This window comes from Micromonospora radicis (genome assembly GCF_003583405.1).
Taxonomy (GTDB): domain Bacteria; phylum Actinomycetota; class Actinomycetes; order Mycobacteriales; family Micromonosporaceae; genus Micromonospora; species Micromonospora radicis.
In genome coordinates, this window is sequence record NZ_QXEC01000005.1 from 198,507 (window position 1) to 213,489 (window position 14,983).

Annotated in this window: 12 protein-coding genes; 5 read left to right on the forward strand and 7 right to left on the reverse strand. The window is 72.5% G+C overall.

Going from position 1 to position 14,983, the window contains the following annotated elements; genetic code table 11:
• Positions 1 to 12: 12 nt before the first annotated feature.
• The 3 genes from D2L64_RS07985 to D2L64_RS07995 all read right to left on the reverse strand — a co-directional run bounded on the left by D2L64_RS07985 (position 13) and on the right by D2L64_RS07995 (position 3,019).
• The gene (locus D2L64_RS07985; RefSeq protein WP_091591861.1) at positions 13 to 135 is read right to left on the reverse strand and encodes a 50S ribosomal protein L36; all 123 of its coding nucleotides are present in this window, start codon (positions 133 to 135) and stop codon (positions 13 to 15) included.
• A 152-nt stretch (positions 136 to 287) separates the two neighbouring features.
• Positions 288 to 2,567 (reverse strand): catalase/peroxidase HPI, encoded by a 2,280-nt coding sequence (gene katG, locus D2L64_RS07990; RefSeq protein ID WP_119574064.1) that lies wholly within the window; start codon positions 2,565 to 2,567, stop codon positions 288 to 290.
• 23 nt (positions 2,568 to 2,590) lie between these two features.
• On the reverse strand, positions 2,591 to 3,019 hold the full coding sequence (locus tag D2L64_RS07995) for a Fur family transcriptional regulator (protein ID WP_119574065.1): 429 nt from the start codon (positions 3,017 to 3,019) through the stop codon (positions 2,591 to 2,593).
• Positions 3,020 to 3,275: 256 nt separating this feature from the next.
• On the opposite strand from D2L64_RS07995, the gene D2L64_RS08000 reads away from it, so the two are divergent.
• Entirely contained in the window at positions 3,276 to 4,130 is an 855-nt protein-coding gene (locus D2L64_RS08000) for a hypothetical protein (RefSeq protein WP_119574066.1), read from the forward strand.
• A 6-nt stretch (positions 4,131 to 4,136) separates the two neighbouring features.
• On the opposite strand, the gene D2L64_RS08005 is transcribed toward D2L64_RS08000, so the two are convergent.
• The gene (locus D2L64_RS08005) at positions 4,137 to 5,165 is read right to left on the reverse strand and encodes a hypothetical protein (protein WP_147376211.1); all 1,029 of its coding nucleotides are present in this window, start codon (positions 5,163 to 5,165) and stop codon (positions 4,137 to 4,139) included.
• Between the two features lie 526 nt (positions 5,166 to 5,691).
• Between D2L64_RS08005 and D2L64_RS27050 the strand changes: the two genes are divergently transcribed.
• A complete protein-coding gene (locus D2L64_RS27050) occupies positions 5,692 to 6,093 on the forward strand; it encodes a hypothetical protein (protein ID WP_147376212.1) in 402 nt (133 codons plus the stop codon).
• A gap of 134 nt (positions 6,094 to 6,227) precedes the next feature.
• On the opposite strand, the gene D2L64_RS08015 is transcribed toward D2L64_RS27050, so the two are convergent.
• Positions 6,228 to 6,788: an NUDIX domain-containing protein gene (locus tag D2L64_RS08015; protein WP_119574069.1), complete on the reverse strand. Its 561-nt coding sequence runs from the start codon at positions 6,786 to 6,788 to the stop codon at positions 6,228 to 6,230.
• Positions 6,789 to 6,797: 9 nt separating this feature from the next.
• The gene (locus D2L64_RS08020; RefSeq protein ID WP_119574138.1) at positions 6,798 to 7,442 is read right to left on the reverse strand and encodes a nitroreductase family protein; all 645 of its coding nucleotides are present in this window, start codon (positions 7,440 to 7,442) and stop codon (positions 6,798 to 6,800) included.
• 152 nt (positions 7,443 to 7,594) lie between these two features.
• Between D2L64_RS08020 and D2L64_RS08025 the strand changes: the two genes are divergently transcribed.
• From D2L64_RS08025 to D2L64_RS08035, 3 genes are read left to right on the forward strand one after another with little or no spacing between them, the layout of a single operon-like run.
• Entirely contained in the window at positions 7,595 to 7,882 is a 288-nt protein-coding gene (locus tag D2L64_RS08025; RefSeq protein WP_119574070.1) for a hypothetical protein, read from the forward strand.
• 36 nt (positions 7,883 to 7,918) lie between these two features.
• Positions 7,919 to 10,765, forward strand: a complete 2,847-nt coding sequence (locus D2L64_RS08030) for an ATP-binding protein (protein WP_119574071.1) — start codon at positions 7,919 to 7,921, stop codon at positions 10,763 to 10,765.
• A 33-nt stretch (positions 10,766 to 10,798) separates the two neighbouring features.
• Entirely contained in the window at positions 10,799 to 12,259 is a 1,461-nt protein-coding gene (locus D2L64_RS08035; RefSeq protein WP_119574072.1) for a hypothetical protein, read from the forward strand.
• Positions 12,260 to 12,265: 6 nt separating this feature from the next.
• Here D2L64_RS08035 and D2L64_RS08040 read toward each other — a convergent pair whose 3' ends face one another.
• A complete protein-coding gene (locus tag D2L64_RS08040) occupies positions 12,266 to 14,947 on the reverse strand; it encodes an ATP-binding protein (RefSeq protein ID WP_119574073.1) in 2,682 nt (893 codons plus the stop codon).
• Between the last annotated feature and the right edge of the window lie 36 nt (positions 14,948 to 14,983).

Below are 14,983 nucleotides of genomic sequence, written 5' to 3' on the forward strand. Positions count from 1 at the left end.
TCCGTGGACAGGTCAGCCCTGGCGGCTCTTCCACTGGGGGTTGGCGCGGTTCACCACGACGACACGGCCGCGGCGGCGGACCACCACCGAACCCGGCTTCTGCTTCAACGAGCGCAGCGAGCTACGTACCTTCATGCCGGTCCTCCTGGGTCGGATCCTGCTTCGGCTGCCGTACCGGTGAACGCCCCCACCGGCAGCCGGATTCCCCGTCACCCGGCAGCTCAGAAAGGGGCCGCGCCCCGGTCGACCGTCAGCGGTCGACCGGGGCGCGGCCCGGAAGCCTGGGATCAGGCGAGGTCGAACCGGTCGAGCTCCATGACCTTGGTCCAGGCGGCCACGAAGTCGTGCACGAACTTGTCGCGCGCGTCGTCGCTGGCGTACACCTCGGACAGGGCCCGCAGCTGCGAGTTCGAGCCGAAGATGAGGTCGACCGCGGTGGCGGTCCACTTCACCTCGTCGGTGGCCAGATCCCGGATCTCGTACACGTGCTCCTCGGACTCCGACGCCTTCCACCGGGTGCCCGGGGAGAGCAGGTTGGTGAAGAAGTCGTTGGTGAGCACACCGGGGCGGTCGGTGAGCACGCCGTGCGGCGCGCCGCCGACGTTGGCCCCGAGCGAACGCAGGCCACCGACCAGGACCGTCATCTCGGGCCCGGTCAGGCCGAGCATGTACGCCCGGTCGACGAGCAGCACCTCCGGCTGGGTCTTCTCGCCGGGGCGCAGGTAGTTGCGGAAACCGTCGGCCCGCGGTTCGAGCACCCGGAAGGACTCGACGTCGGTCTGCTCCTGGGTGGCGTCCGTCCGGCCCGGGTGGAACGGCACGGTCACCTCGACTCCGGCGTCCCGCGCGGCCTTCTCGACGGCGGCCGAACCGGCCAGCACGATCAGGTCGGCCAACGAGATCTGCTTCGCGCCACCGGCCGAGTTGAACTCCTGCTGGATGCCTTCGAGGGTGGCCAGCACCGTGGCGAGCTGCTCGGGCTGGTTGACCTCCCAGCTGCGCTGCGGCTCCAGGCGGATCCGCGCGCCGTTGGCGCCACCGCGCTTGTCGGTGTAGCGGAAGCTGGCGGCGGAGGCCCAGGCGGTGGCGACCAACTGGGCGGTGGTCAGGCCGGAGTCCAGGATCTTCGCCTTGAGGGCGGCGACGTCGGCCTCGTCCACCAGCTCGTGGTCGACGGCCGGCACCGGGTCCTGCCACAGCTGCGGCTGCGCCACCCAGGGGCCGAGGAAGCGGCTGACCGGACCCATGTCGCGGTGCAGCAGCTTGTACCAGGCCTTGGCGAAGGCCAACGCGAACTCGTCCGGGTTCGCCAGGAAGCGGCGCGAGATCTTCTCGTACGCCGGGTCGACGCGCAGCGACAGGTCGGTCGTCAGCATCGTCGGCTTGTGCTTCTTCGACGGGTCGTGGGCGTCCGGGATGATCGCCTCGGCGTCCTTGGCGACCCACTGCTTCGCACCGCCGGGGCTGGTGGTCAGCTCCCACTCGTAGCCGAAGAGGATCTCGAAGAAGCGGTTGCTCCACTGGGTCGGCCGGTCGGTCCAGGTGACCTCGAGGCCGCTGGTGATCGTGTCGGCGCCCTTGCCGCTGCCGTACGTGCTCAGCCAGCCCAGACCCTGCGCCTCCAGCGGGGCGCCCTCGGGCTCGGGGCCCACGTGGTTGTCGGCGGGACCGGCACCGTGCGCCTTGCCGAAGGTGTGGCCACCGGCGATCAGCGCGACGGTCTCCTCGTCGTTCATCGCCATCCGGGCGAAGGTCTCCCGGATGAAGTACGCCGCCGCAAGCGGGTCCGCGTTGCCACGCGGGCCCTCCGGGTTGACGTAGATCAGACCCATCTCGGTCGCCCCGACGTCGGACGCCATCTCCTGCTCGGAGACGTAGCGCTCGTCGCCGAGCCAGGTGTCCTCCGGGCCCCAGAAGATCTCCTCGGGCTCCCAGACGTCCTCGCGGCCGAAGCCGAAGCCGAAGGTCTTGAAGCCCATCGACTCCAGCGCGACGTTGCCGGCGAGCACGAGCAGGTCGGCCCAGGAGATCTTCTGGCCGTACTTCTGCTTGACCGGCCAGAGCAGCCGGCGGGCCTTGTCCAGGTTGGCGTTGTCCGGCCAGCTGTTCAGCGGGGCGAAGCGCTGACCACCGTCACCGGCGCCACCGCGGCCGTCCTGGATGCGGTAGGTGCCCGCGGCGTGCCAGCTCAACCGGATCATCAGGCCGCCGTAGTGGCCGAAGTCGGCCGGCCACCAGTCCTGCGAGGTGGTGAGGACCTCGGTGATGTCCCGCTTGAGTGCCTCGACGTCGAGCTTGGTGAACTCGTCCGCGTAGCGGAAGTCCGCCCCCAGCGGGTTGCCCTTGGGCGAGTGGGCGTGCAGCACCGACAGGTCGAGCTGGTTGGGCCACCAGTCCCGGTTGGTACGCGGACGACCGCCGGTCTTCGGGGTCGGCGAATCGATCGCCGGGTTCTCGCTCTCGCTGCCCTGCGCGGTGACCGAGTCGTGCGCGACCGGGCAGCCGGCGGCCGCCTTCTGGTCCACGCCCTGGGCGCTGGAGGGGACGTTGTCCCGGGTGTCGCTCATCTACTTCCTTCCGAACTGGCGGATCACTGGGAGGTACGGCTGGTCACACACTCGGGGCAGGTGCCCCAGTAGACGACCTCCGCCTCGTCGACCACGAACCCGCGGTCGTCGGAGGCGGTCAGACAGGGAGCGTCGCCGACGGCGCACTCGACGTCGGCGATCGCGCCGCAGGAGCGGCACACGACGTGATGGTGGTTGTCCCCCACCCGCGACTCGTACCGTGCGATGGCACCGGCCGGCTGGATGCGTCGCACCAGACCGGCGTCGGTGAGCGCCCGCAGCACGTCGTACACCGCCTGGTGCGACACCGTCGGGTGGTCGGCCCGGACCAGGGCGATCACCGTGTCGGTGTCGACATGCGGGTGGTCACGCAGCGCGGCGAGCACCGCCAACCGGGGTCGGGTCACGCGCAACGAGACCGCCCGAAGCTGTGTCTCGAAGTCGGACGCCATGCCGCGACCATAGCCCACTCTTTTGGAATCAATCAAGTTTTGCCGCGACTTCACTCCGGCGGGCGTGTCGACGTCGCCCCGCCCCCGACCCGGCGGGAAGGCCGCGGGCAGGACGACATCGCCGAACGGACATGCCGCAACAATACGTGCGATCCGCCCAACAACCTCACCGACGGCCCACGTCCGTCGGCCTGGCGCTGGCTCGGCCTTGCCACCATCGTGATGACATCGATGCCGTCCACCGAGAGGCTTTGGGATGAACGACGAGTCACCGTCCCGTAGGCGGTTCCGCGAACTGGCCCTCGTGGGGATCGCGGCCCTGGTGTCCGCCTACGTCGCCTACCTCTTCGCACCGGTGATCCAGCAGCGCGAAGAGGACGCCAAGGATCCGGTCAAGCTCGGCGAGCCGGCGTTTCACGTCGAGGTACGCGAGGCCTACAACCAGGCCGACGACGGCATCCACTGGGTGTTTCCCGAACGACTCCCGGTGGAATCGTTCGCACCCCTGTCCCCGCCCGGCGGACCAGCCGAGCTCACGGAGGCCGAGCGCGGGAAGGACCCGGAACGGCTACTCGGTGAACTCGGCGGCTCCCGGGTGGGCTGGAACTGCGACGGCGCCGACTGCGTCGCCGTATCGCGCTACCACGTGACCCTCACCGGCAACCGTAAGCAGCCCGTCCAGATCCGGTCGATGCGCGCCCAGATCCTTGCGGAGCACGCGGCGCCCAGCGGCACGCTACTGGCCATCCCGCCGCAGGGCGGCGGTCCCGCCGACGTGATCTACATCGACCTCGACGCGGACCGCAAGGACGCCCGCACCGTCGACGAACGCAACCAGCCCACCACGCGGATCTTCACCGACGTCGAGAACCGGTACGCCGAACAGGGCGAGCCGCTCACCCTCATCGTCATCGCGACGACAGCCCGGCCCGTGGTCGTCGAGTGGGAACTCGTACTGGAGTTGACACAGGACGGCACCCGGGAAACGGTCACGGTGAAACTGGACTCGGGGCGACCGCTGCGGACCATCGGCTGGCTGGCCGTACCGAGGTACGACGTGGTCTACGTACGTGACTACGCCCGCGACGCGATCGTCGAGCAGCAGCCCTAGCCACCGTCAGGGACGCCCGGCGTAGTGGACGAGCGCCACCTCCCGCCGGATCGGTACCGGATCGCCGCCGTCCGCGGCGGCGGCGAGCATGGTCCGCAGGGTCCAGAACGGCGAGCTTCGGTCGAGGAGATCCTCGCCGTGCGCCTGGACAGCCAGCCCGTGCTCGCCGCACCAGTACTGCGAACTGAACGGCTCGGGCAGCGGTGGCGCCGGGCCGCCGGTACGCCGCGTACAGATGGTCCCGTCGCGTAGCTCGATGGCCAACGGCTCGCGTCGCGCCTCGGGCAACGGCTCATATCGCGGCAGCGCCTGACGCACGCCGAAGCGGTACAGCCGGTTGTCGCCCGGCCGGCCGCACAACACCGTCGCCCGGTTGGTTTCGATCCAACATGCCTGGGCGGAGGCCGCGGTGGGTCCGCACGAGACGATGTCGGACGCCGTCGCCGCGAAGGCAGAACTGCAGGAGTCCAACAGAAGCTCAGTGCCCTGGTCGACCACGACGTGACCGGCGGCCGGACGGCCGTCGCGGGTGACCGGAACGAACTCGACGACCTCGGTGCGGTCCCTGGTCGGGCGCCCGGTCGCCGCGACGCCGAACCGCCCGCAGAAGGCGAGGGCCGACGCGTCCCTGGCGTCCGAGGTCGTCACGCAGACCGCGGTGTCCGGGCCCGGGGAGCGCGGAGTGCATTCGGTGACTCCGGCGCCTTCCCGGCAGCCCCAGTAGAGGAGCACCGTCCCCGGTGTGACGACCCCGGTGAGTACCGCCGCCCGGAGGGGCGCTCCCCGTCGCTGGGTCACCGTGACCACCGGCAGGCAGTCGTCCAACTCCGGGGCCTCGACACAGTCGCCGTCCAGTTCACCGTGTACGGCGATCTCCGCAACGACCGAGGACGCCACGATCCGTACGAGCTGCGACCGGGCTTCCGCCGCCCCGGTGAGCAGCCGCAACCCGACTCCCCCGGCCGCGGCGAGCACGACCACCAGCGCGATCGTCAACAGCAGGCGCGGTCGACCGGACCCTCGACTCGGCGACACCCGCTCATCCCTCCGCCCGACTCCCGTCATCCCGGACGGCCCGCATGACTCAGCAAGACCCGCATGACCCAGCAAGACCCGCAAGACCCGCAAGGCGACGATCGGCCGATGGCGCGGTCCCGGGCCTGTCGAGACAGTTACATCGAGCTTAGTCGAGCTTGTCCCGAGAGGTGGCACGGTGCGAGTCGGGTTTCGTCTGGTGGTTGCCCTCTCCGTGGCGGTGATATCGCTCGGCGCTGTCGCCTGCGACTCCCCGGCGCCGTCGGCGACCGCCCCGGCGGCCGGCACCGCGACCGTCGAGGTCTACCCCGAGCGCCACCGAGGCCCCCACGGGTCGGTGTTCCTGGTCGTCCGAGGCGCGGAGCCGTGCCGACTTCCCGCCGGGATGGAAAGTACGTCGGACGAGGCCGGCCGCGGTGTTCGGATCATCCGCGGCGCGACCGTCGTCTACGAGAGTGGCCGACCGAAACGCGGGGGCTCCTACTGGTGGCCACGCGTGGCGTACGCCAACCCGCACGATCTCGTGGTGCGGCTTCCCGCCAACGCCTCGGGGGAGCCGGACAGCCACGTCCGGGTGGAGTGCTTCACCGAGGAGGCCGCCTGGGTGCTCGGCGCGGAGGTGACCTTCCCGACGGCGGTCGACGGCTCCGCCGACTCGAACTGGATCCTCGACATCCCGTTCGAGGACCCGGTCGTGCAGGGTCCACTGCTGGTGGAATGCTTCGGGACGTGCCGGGTGGGTGAGCCGTACCCGGGTACCGTCTCGATCGACGGCCGCCCGTTGGTGGAGGCCGACGTCGACAAGTTCCGGTACGAACACCGGTTCCCGCTGCCCACCGACCTGCCGCCGGGCCTGCACATCGTCGAGTTCGCCGCCAGGGGCCAAGTGTTGAACGCGCCGATCGTGACCGGTTTCGCGGCGGGTTAGCCATGCGGCGGCCGGGCCCACCGGACGGCGTAGGCCGCGTCTGGCCGGATCTGCCGACACGGCGACCGTGCCGAGCACGATCGCCGAACCGATCCGACCACTCGCCAACTGACCGTCACCTATATCGACGTAGGTTACTCGTCGACGGCGCCGGGGCGTGGCCCCGGCGGTCCGCTGCCGGGGCGGCCGAGCAGCCGGTGGTACACGTCCAGCCCGTCCGGCACCCAGTCCCACTCGGTGAGCCGCCGGGCCAACTCATCCTCGGTCAGGAACGCGTACCAGTCGACCTCCTCCGGCTGCGGGTTCACCACCGCCGGGCAGCGCACCTCGTACACGAAGGACCACCAGGTGTGCTCCGCGGACTCGTAGCAGAACTTGAACCGGGGTACCGGCGCGGGCAGGCCGGACACGCCCAGTTCCTCCTCGGCCTCACGCAGCGCCGCCTCGTCGTACGACTCGCCCGCGCCCACCACGCCGCCGACGAACATGTCGTACCGCGACGGGAAGACCAGCTTGCCCGCCGTCCGGCGGTGCACGAAGATCCGCCCCGTCGCCTCCCGCGCCAGCACGAACACGCAGCGGTGGCGCAGCCTGCCGGCGTACGCCTCGCCGCGCCGGGCCTGCCCCACCACCCGGTCCCGCTCGTCGACGATGTCCAGCAGTTCGTCGGCCGAACGCCCCGAATGATCGTCCATGTCCGCAGGCTAGTGCAGGTGGTGGCCCCACTGGCCGCGGTGGATGACCGTGTCGGGGTCGCGGCGTCGTCGGGTGGTGGCGGAGGTCTGCCCCGGCAGATCCTCGGCCCGGTAGCCGATGCAGATGGCGCCGATCGGTGCGTACTCGTCGGGGATGCCGAACTCGGCCTTGAAGGCGGCGGTGTGCGCGGGCACGTCGACCTCGGGGGTGAAGTCGTCGCCAGCCTGCGGGGTGATGCCGAAGAAACACGCGCCGAGGCCCTCGTCGACCGCCGCGAGCAGCATCATCAGCGACGCCATCCCGGTGTCGATGTACCAGTACGGGGCCGGCCAGCGGGCCTCGGCCCGGTCCCCCCAACCCTTGTCGGCCTCGGCGTACCGGGCGAGGTAGGCCGCCTTGTGCGCCAACGGCACCACCACCAGCGGCGCGTACTGCATGGTCGGAGTCTGGGCGACCCGGGTCGGGACGTACGGCCAGAACCTGGCCCGGTCCGCCGGGTCGGTGAGGGCGAGGAAGGCCCAGCCCTGCGAGAAACCGGCCGACGGCGCCCGCAGCGCACTGGCCAGGATCTTCTCCACGACCTCGGGACTCAGCGGCCGGTCGGCGTAGTGCCGCACCATCCGACGGCGGCGGATCACCTCTGCGAACTCCATGCCGCCGATCCTGCCACCCGCGGACGTCAAGCCGATCACCAGGCAGGTTCGGCCGGCGTCCAGCTTCGTCCGGATCCGTCAACGGCCTGCGCGTACGGCCGACCCTGTGGTGACGGCACCGCGGGGTGCCGGATCACGGAGGGGACCCGGCGATGCAACCCTGGAACGCACAACAGTCCGCCCAGCAGGCCGCCAACACGGCTCACGAGGCTCACCGGTCGGCGATGCGGCACGCGGGCGACGCCGCCCAGCGAGCCGCCCAGCACGCCGCCGAGCAGGCCCGCGCCGGCCACCGACTTGGCCCGCGCCACCACCAGCCGCCGCCGCGGTCCGGTGGCGGCTTCCTGACCGGGCTGGTCAAGTTCGTCTTCTTCCTGGTGTGGCTGGCCGTCGTCGCCGCCCTCCTGCCGGTCGCGTTGGAGCTGCTGCGCAACCGGTAGCCGGAGCAGCATCCGTCGATACGGATTGGAGGGGTGATGGACACCTGGCAAGGTTTCGATCTCCACCGGTTGACGCGGTTGCCCCGAGAGCCGAGGCGGGAGCGCACGGACGGCGTCGACGCGACGAGCGACACCACCCGGGCGCTGCTCGCCTCGGTGACCGCAGCGCACGCGGACCTGCTCGGCAGCGGTGATTCGGCGGCGGCGTTGCTGGCCGCGTGGATACGCCGCCCGGACGACCCGCGGGTCTGCTTCGTGCTCGGTGGGCGACCGCACTTCCCGCCGGCCGTCGGCGCCCGGCGCGTGCTGTTCCCACCGGGGGCCCTCGCCGAGGAGTTGCCCGGCGAGGCGCTCGTCGACCTGCTCGACTCCTTCCCGTATTGGGTACCGTGTGCCGCCCGACCCGACGCGTTGTGGGGCCCGGCACCGGCGGGCCGGGACGTGCCTCGGCGCGGGTCGTTCGATCGGCACGCCGCGCACCTGCGGGCCGCGTACGGCTGGCTGGTGATCGCCCGGCCGCTGCCACCACCGGACGTCGAGCCGGAGTTGGACGCGCTGGTCGGCGACATCCTGCCGCTGTCGCGGGGCGAACTCAGCCAGGCACGGCGGGTGGCGTTGGAGCGCAAGCAGGCGCGGCACCGGGAGCTGAGCCGGGCCCAGGGCGGTGGTGCCTGGCAGCTGCGGGTGCTGGTCGGCGGTACGCAACCGCGTCAGGCCAGCAGCACCGCCGCGCTGCTGTGCGGGGCGGCGGAACTGGACGGCCTGCCGTACGCGCTGACTCCGGCCGGCCCGCCGACGCACTTCGACCGCGCCGACGGGGTGACCTTCGTCGGCAGCAGCGAACTCGTCGTCGCGCTCACCCGACCGCCCGCCCGGGAACTGCCCGGGGTGCGGCTTGCCCAGCCGCACACCTTCGACGTGACGCCCGAGTCGGGCGGTCCTGGAGACCTCGTGATCGGTACGGTCCGCGACGAGGTCGACGCCGACGTCGGTGACCTCACGCTCTCGACCGCCGCGCTGAACCGGCACACGTTCGTCTGCGGCGCGACCGGGGCGGGCAAGTCACAGACCGTACGGCATCTGCTGGAGCAGGCGACCCGGGCCGGTATCCCCTGGCTGGTGGTGGAGCCCGCGAAGGCCGAGTACGCCCGGATGTCGGCACGGATCGCCCCGCTCGGCGCGGACCTGGTGGTGCTCCGGCCGGGTGCGGTCGAGGCGCCACCGGCCGGGCTGAACCCGTTCGAACCGGCGCCGGGCTTCCCCCTGCAGACGCACGCCGATCTGCTCCGGGCGCTGTTCCTCGCGTCGTTCCAGCAGCAGGAGCCGTTCCCGCAGATCCTCGCCGCCGCCATCGGTCGCTGCTACGAGGAGTTCGGTTGGGATCCCGCGCTGAGCGAACCGACCCGCCCCGGGCACCAGCCGCGCTACCCGACCCTCGGCGACCTGCAACGGGTGGCCGAAACCGTGGTCAGCGAGATCGGGTACGGCAGGGAGGTCGCCGCCGACGTGCTCGGCTTCATCCGGGTACGCATCGCCAGTCTCCGGTTGGGCACCACCGGCCGGTTCCTGGAGGGTGGCCATCCGCTCGACTTCGCGGCGCTGCTCGACCGCAACGTGGTGCTGGAGATCGAGGACGTCGGCGACGACGCGGACAAGGCGTTCCTCATGGGTGCGATCGTGCTACGGCTCGTCGAGCACCTGCGGATCGCCGCCCGGGACCGCGCCGGGTCGTCGCTGCGTCACCTGACGGTCGTGGAGGAGGCGCACCGGCTGCTGCGCCGCCCACCGGGCGGCGAGGGGGGCGCCGCCGCCCACGCGGTCGAGTTGTTCGCCACGCTGCTCGCCGAGATCCGGGCGTACGGGGAAGGGCTGGTCATCGCCGAACAGGTACCGAGCAAGCTGATCCCCGACGTCATCAAGAACACCGCTGTCAAGATCGTCCATCGGTTGCCGGCGGCCGACGACCGGCAGAGCGTCGGGGCGACGATGAACCTCGACGACGAGCAGTCCCGCTTCCTGGTGACGCTCACCCCCGGCCAGGGGGCCGTGTTCAGCGACGGGATGGACCGGCCGATCCTGGTCCGGGTACCCGACGGCAGCGCCACGGAACGCACCGGACCGCTGCGCGCCGCGCCGGTGTCCGAGGTGATCGGCCGCCGCAGCGGCACCTGCGGGCAGTCCTGCCGCCAGCAGCCCTGCACGTTGCGGGAGATGCGTACCGCCCAGCACCGGCTGGCCGACGAACCGCCACTGCTGGTCTGGGCCGAACTCGCCGTCCTCGCCCATCTGGTCGGGCGGGCGACGCCGGTACCCCGGCCGGACGTGCTCGCCACGCTCACCGCCCCGTCGGTGTTCGCCGCCACCGCCCCGCCGGTGCCGGCCCGGGTGCTGGACTGCGCCGTCTCGCACGCCGTCGACGACGCCGTGGCGGTACGGTCGGCCGCCCTGCCGGTCGACGTCTCGCCCGCGGACCTCGCGGCACACGTGTCGCTCACCATCCGGCAGGTGCTGGCCGGGGGACGCCCCGACTGCACCGGTGACGCGCGCCGGTATCTCGCCCGGGTGTACCGCTGGGAGGCCGTCAGACACGCCCTCACCACCGACGACGGAACGGGCCGGCATCCCCGCTCGGCCGAGTGGGAGGCCCGATTCCGGCGGCCGATCCCCGGCGCCAGCCGGGCCGAGCAGGCCCAGACCGTCCAGGCGTGGCTGGTCGCCGAGTCGGCAGCCGAGGCGGACCGCGACAGCGTCGCCTACGGCAGCCGCCGACCGGCGGCCCTGGCGCTGGCGCTCGGCACCGACGTCCATCGGGCGCTGGACCTGCTCGGCCAGTTCGTCGACGCCGAGTGGGCGGTGAGCACGCTGGTCGCGCCGACAGATTGAGCCGCCCGCCGACACCCGGGACCGGAGGAGACCATGGACGCACCGCGACCACCGACCGACCGCCCGCCGCCGCAGGGGCCCGACAACCGGGCCGGCCTGCCACCGGCCGGCAAACCGGCGGAGATCCGTCCACCGCAGCCCGCCGGTCGCCCGGTGGCGGACGCCACTGCCGGGAAACCTGCCACCGACGTCGGCGCCGGTCGCCGGCTCCCACCGACCGCGGACGCCTTCCGCGGCATCGGCATCGAGGATGTGGTGGCCGACCGGCTTCCGACCGGCGGCTGGGTTCCGGGCCACGACATCCGCGCCCCGGACGGGTCGTACGTGTTGAAGCCGCAGGTGATCCGTCAGGCGGACGGACCACACGTGGCCTACTACGCCGCGTGGAACCCGCAGACCGCTCGGGTGGAGTTCGCGGTCGGCCCCGCGGAGGTGGACATCTTCCTCAAGGGCTGCGAGAAGCCGCTCCGGGTGCCCTTCACCGACATCTCCGCGAACCGGTGGCAGGTGGCCGCCGGGAACTACTTCGGACTCACCGGCGGCAACACCGAATGGCAGCGCGAGTCCGCTCGCGTGGTCGATTCGGCGATGCGGGGCGACTTCGGGGCCACCTGGCGCCACCTCAAGGCGGCAAACCGCGAGGCCGCACAGGACCCAGGCTTCTGGCTGACCATCCTCGACGGGCTGCGCGCACCCGCTCCGGCCGCCGGGACCGGTGTGCGGGCGGCCGGCGGCAAGGCCGCCGCGGGCACCACAGCGGCCGGCAGCGAGGCCGCCGCGGGGGGAATGAAGGCGGCCGGCGCCGAGGCTGGCCCGGCCACCCGCCGCGTCGGCAGCCCGGAGTCGGTGAAGCGGGCGGCGCCCGGGGTCGAGGGAGCCGACCGCGGGCCCCTCGTCGCCGCCACGGACCCCGAGATCGACGCGGCTGTGCAGGCGATGACGGCGCCGAAGGTCAAGGGCAGCTCGCGAGCCAGCGTCGACGGGCATCGGGTGCCGCCGCCGCAGCCGGAGCGGCTCGACATCCAGGACGTCCGGCGCCTGCCCGGCGAGACGCAGCGGGAGGCGGTCGCCCGCGTCCGGGAGGTGATCGGCAAGGACGTGGCCGACTACCCGGAGGTACGCGCCGCGTGGGAGCGGGCCCGCGATCACGCGACCCGGGCCGAACCGCTCGACAAGAGCAACCACAGCCGGCTCTACGACCGGGCGCGGGAACGGTTCTGGCAGGAGGTGCGTGCTGATCCCGCCGCCCAGCGGCGGTTCGAGCAGGCCGGATTCCGGTTCCCCGAGAGCAGGCAGACGGCACCGACGTTGCCGACGAACCGCCCCGATCTGCCGGCGACCGAGCGGCGGCTGAGCCTCGACCACAAGGTGGAGAAGGCCCGCGGGGAGAACTGGCGGCGCACGCTGGACGCGGACAACCTCCGGTTCGAACTGCAGATGCCGAACTCCAACCGGGAACACATCCAGGTCCGCCACCCCGAGCTGCGGCAGTAGCCGGCCTCAGGTGACCTCGGCGTCCTCCGCCGGCACCCGCACCACCGGGGTGCGCGGCGGGTCACCTCCACCGGGTGGGGCGGCCGGCTCGGGTAGGGCGGCGAGGGCCTCCCGCGCCCGACGCTGGGCGTGCCGGTCCCCCGACTCGGTGCTCCGGTCGAGCGCCGCCCGGTAGTGCACCGCGGCCTCGTCGGGCTGTCCGGCCCGGCGCACCGCGTCACCGAGGTCCAGCAACGCGCGTACCTGGGTCTCGTGTTCGCCCAGTTCCCGGCAGAGGTCGACCGCGTTGACCAGGTGGTCGATGGAGTCCGTGACGCGCCCCAGCTGGCCGAGGACGACGCCGAGGCCACGCAGGGCGTCGGCCTGCCCGACCCGGTATCCGCTGTGCCGGCTGAGCACCAGCGCCGTGTCGTAGCGTTGCCGCGCCTGCGCCGGGTCGCCGGCCTCGACGTCCAGGTCGGCCAGGTTGATCAGCGCGACCGCCTCGCCGGTCCGGTTGCCGACCTCGCGGGCGATGCGCAGCGCCCGGCCGTAGTGCTGCCGCGCCCGCTCCGGCCGCCCGAGCCGCTGGGCGACCAGGCCGATGTTGTTGTGCGTCCGCCCCTCGCCGGTGCGGTCACCGATGCGGCGGAAGATCTCCAACGCCCGTTCGTGATATGCCTGGGCGGCCGGATAGTCGTTGAGCTGGAACTGGGCGATACCCAGGCCGTAGGCCGCGGCGGCCTGGCCGCCGTGGTCGCCGTAGGACCGGAAGTGGGTGAGGGCTTCCTCGATGCGGTGCACCGCGTCGGCGTAGCGCCCCAGCCGCCAGTACGCCACGCCGAGTTGGTGCAGGGTGGCGCCGAGGCTCGGCCGATCGTCGATCTCCCGCTGGACGGCCAGGGCCCGTTCGCCGTGGGTGATCGCCTCCCGGTAGTCGCCGAGCCTGCGGTGCACGGTGCTCAGCCGGGCGTGGGCCCGCCCCTCGGCCCGCAGGTCGCCGTCGGCGTGGGCGGCGGCCCGGGCCAGGCCGTGCAGTACGACCGCGTCGTGGTAGTGCGCCCGGGCATCCAGGTACGGCGCCAGCGTCGCCGACAGCGCGCTGCTGAACGAACCGCTTCCCTCGGCATCGATCCGCGCCAACGTCAGCAGGTTGCTCCGTTCGGCATCCAACCAGGCCATCGCCGCGGCGGCGGTGCCGAAGGCGGCTGCGGCGGCGCTGCCGAAGCCGACCGGTGCGGTGGCGTCGTCGGCCGGTGTCGTCGCGCCGGGAAACGCCACCTGGACCGCCGATCCCGCCGTGGCCAGGTAGTAGCTCAGCAGCCGTTCGCGGGCCGCCCGGCGTACCCGCTCGTCCAGTCGGGCGGCCTGCTCGGCGGCGTACGCGTGCAGTAGGTCATGCCGGCCGAGCCGGCCACCGCCGACCTCGTCGAGCAGGTGGGCGCGGAGCAGGCTGTCGATCAGACCGCGCGCGGTGGCCGGGTCGGTGCCGGTGAGCGCCGCGACGGCCCGCCGGTCCAGGTCGGCGCCGGGGTGCAGGCCGAGCAGGGTGAACGCCAGTGCGCTGGGCACCGTGAGGTGACGCAGCGACCAGGAGAAGACGGCGCGTACGGCGGTGTGGTCGTCGTCGCCCGCGGCGAGCAGGTCCAGCCGTCGCGGCTCGTCGTCGAGTTCCCGCACCAGGTCGGCCAGCGCCGTCCGAGGCCGCGCCACGGCCAACTCGGCCGCGATCCGCAGGGCCAGCGGGAGTCGGGCGCACCGGGCGGCGAGCAGGTCGGCCGCCGCCGGATCGGCCTGGACCCGGGAGCCGACCAGGGTACGCAGCAGCGCGTGCGCCTCGGTCGACGCGAGCAGGTCCAGGTTGGTGCGGGTGGCGCCGTGCCGCGCCACCAGTGCGGGCAGCGTGTCGCGGCTGGTCACCACCACGAAGCAGGACGGCGAGCCGGGCAGCAGATCCCTCACCTGCTCCACCGAGTGGGCGTTGTCCAGCAGGACGAGCACCCGACGGCCGGCCAGCAGGGTGCGGTAGCGGGCCGCCCGTTCGGGCAGGTTGTGCGGGATGTCCGGGCCGGAGACCCCGAGCACCCGCAGGAACGTCTCCAACGCCTGCGCCGCTCGTACCGGCGGCTCGGGGCCGTAGCCGCGTAGGTCGACGTAGAGCTGTCCGTCGGGGAACCGGTCGGCGACCCGGTGCGCCCAATGCACCGCGAGCGCCGTCTTGCCGACCCCGGCGGTGCCGCTGATCGCGGCGATGGTGAGCGCCGGTGCCCCGGCGGCGCGGGCGAGCAACGCGTCGAGGTCGGCGACGGCGCCAGCCCGGCCGGTGAAGGCGACGACGTCGGCCGGTAGTTCCCGCGGCGGGGCGGGCAGGGCGGGCGGGGCGGGGGCGGGACGCGAGGGCGTCGGAGCGTCCAAGTTCTCGGCGGGTCGGCTGGCGGCCAGCCACAGCTGGTGGAACCACGCGGTGTCGCCGCCGAGCGTCTCCACGATCAGCTCCAGCAGGCCCCAGCGGGGAATCCGCGGTTCGGAGAAGGCCGCGGAGATCGTGGTGTGGCTACAGCCGACCTCCCGGGCCATGTCGCGCAGGCTCGGCCAGCCCGCCCGGTGGTGCAGCTCGTGCAGCTGGTCGAAGAGCGCCCGGGTCGGGCCGTCGGGCAGATCGGGTCTGGGCAGTGCCGCCAACACGTACCTCCGGCCAGCCGCCGTCATCGTTTCCAGGTTTCCCGCCGCCAGATGCGCTGTAAA